Consider the following 1,865-nt stretch of genomic DNA (forward strand, 5'->3'; position numbering starts at 1 on the left):
CCGCGACCGGCCGCCCGGCCGCACGGCCGGGGCGCTGGGCGCCGCCGCCCTCGCGATCACCTTCTTCACCTTCTTCGCCGGGGACTTCGGGCGGCGGGGCCGACGGCCGTGTTCGTGGCGCGGCCGCTCAGCCCGCGTACACGTCCTCGACGTACCGCCCCGCCTCGACCAGCCCCTGCAGCCAGGCCTGCGCCCGCTGCTCGTCGGCCCCCGGGGTGCGCTCCCGGTACAGCGCCCGGAAGGCCGCCCGGACACCCGGCGCCATCCGGGCCCCGTCGCCGCACACGTACACCTCGGCGCCCGCTTCGAGCAGTTCCCAGACCTCGGCCGCCTCGGCGGCGATCCGGTCCTGCACGAAGCGCCGGCCGTGCTGAGGCCGCTCGCTGAAGGCGGGCCGCAGCGAGACCGCGCCGGCCCGCTCGGCCGCCTCCAGCTCGCCGCGGTGCAGGTAGTCCGCCTCCGGGTCGTCGCAGCCGAAGTACAGCAGCGCCGGGGCGAGCCCGGCCCCCTCGGCGAGCAGCGCCCGGCGGTCGGCGACGGCGCCGCGGAACGGTGCCAGGCCGGTGCCGGCCGCGATCATGACCACCGGGGTGCGGTGCCCGATCCGGAACGCCTCCCGGCAGGGCTGGACCCGGGCCAGCACGGTGTCGCCGACGGCCACCCGGTCGAGGTAGCCGGAGCCGGTGCCCCGGTAGGTGCCCCGGCCCGAGCGGGCCGGGCCGCTGAGCACCGAGACCATCAGCTCCACCTGGCCCGGGTCGCCGGCGGGCGAGGAGGAGATCGAGTAGTGCCGCGGCCGGATCGGCGGCAGCAGTTCCAGCAGCACCGGCCAGCTGAGCCGCTCCTGCACGGCCGGGTGGTCCTCGATCAGGTCCAGCAGGGTGCGCGGGTCGTCCTCGGGCAGCGCCCGCAGCGCGGCCTGCTCGGGCGGGCAGGGGTTGAGCTCCGCCAGCACGGCGCGCTGCTCGGCGCTCGGGCGGTCCTGCAGCTCGACGTGGTGGGTGAGCAGTTCGCGCACCGTCAGCGGGCGGTCGACGGCCGGCCCGGTGCGCCGGTGCGCCACGATGCCCAGCACCGTCTCCGGGTCGGCGCCGACCAGCTTGGCGGCGCGCTCGACCAGCTCCGGGTCGTTGGCCGGGAGCACGGTGAGGTGGTCGGCGGTGCGGTAGCCGGTGCCCTCCGGCAGGGCGAGGCGGACCAGCCGCTTGACCCGGTGGTAGGCGGGGTCGGTCAGGCTGCCGACGGCGGTGACGGTCAGCTCCGCCATGTCGTGCCGGGCGGCCAGCGCGGCCAGCGGGCCGCCGGTCACCTCGGTCACCGAGAAGGCGGCCTCCGGCTGCGGCGCGGCGGGGGCGTCGGCGTCCCCGTAGCGCTCCAGCAGGGCCTCGCGCAGCGCCTCGGTGAACTGCCGGACGGTGCCGGACAGGTCGCCGGAGGCGTCGGCCTCCGCCCGGTCCAGCAGCCGGGTGCCGCCGAGCTCGGCGAGCCGGTCGTCGATCAGCGCCGGGACGCGCTGGTAGGTCGCGGCGTAGGTGCGGTCGCCGATGCCCAGCACCGCGTACGCGACGCCGTCGGCCGTGCCGTCCGCCGAGCCGGCCTCCTGGAGGCGGCGGACGAACCGGGCGGCGTCGTCGGTCGGCTGCCCGTTGTACGAGGCGGCGGTGATCACCACCGGCCGGTCGGTGGGCAGCCCGTCCGCGTAGGCGTCCAGCGGGGCCGACTCGGTCTCGCAGCCGAGGTCGGCGGCGGCCTCCGCGAGCTGCCGGCTGAACTCCCGGCAGGCGCCGTAGTTGGAGCCGTGCAGGAGCAGCAGCCCGGTCCCCCGGCGGACCCGCCCGGGGCGCCCGGCGGCGGCCTCCCGGACC

The 1,865-nt window shown here is 78.0% G+C and carries 1 protein-coding gene; it reads right to left on the reverse strand.

Annotation, left to right across the window (positions count from 1 at the left end; translation table 11 throughout):
• Positions 1-127: 127 nt before the first annotated feature.
• Positions 128-1,865 (reverse strand): flavodoxin domain-containing protein (locus ABZW03_RS40335; protein WP_355269788.1); only part of this gene is annotated, 1,738 nt, incomplete at its 5' end.

It is taken from the genome of Kitasatospora sp. NPDC004799 (assembly GCF_040609095.1).
Lineage (GTDB): Bacteria > Actinomycetota > Actinomycetes > Streptomycetales > Streptomycetaceae > Kitasatospora.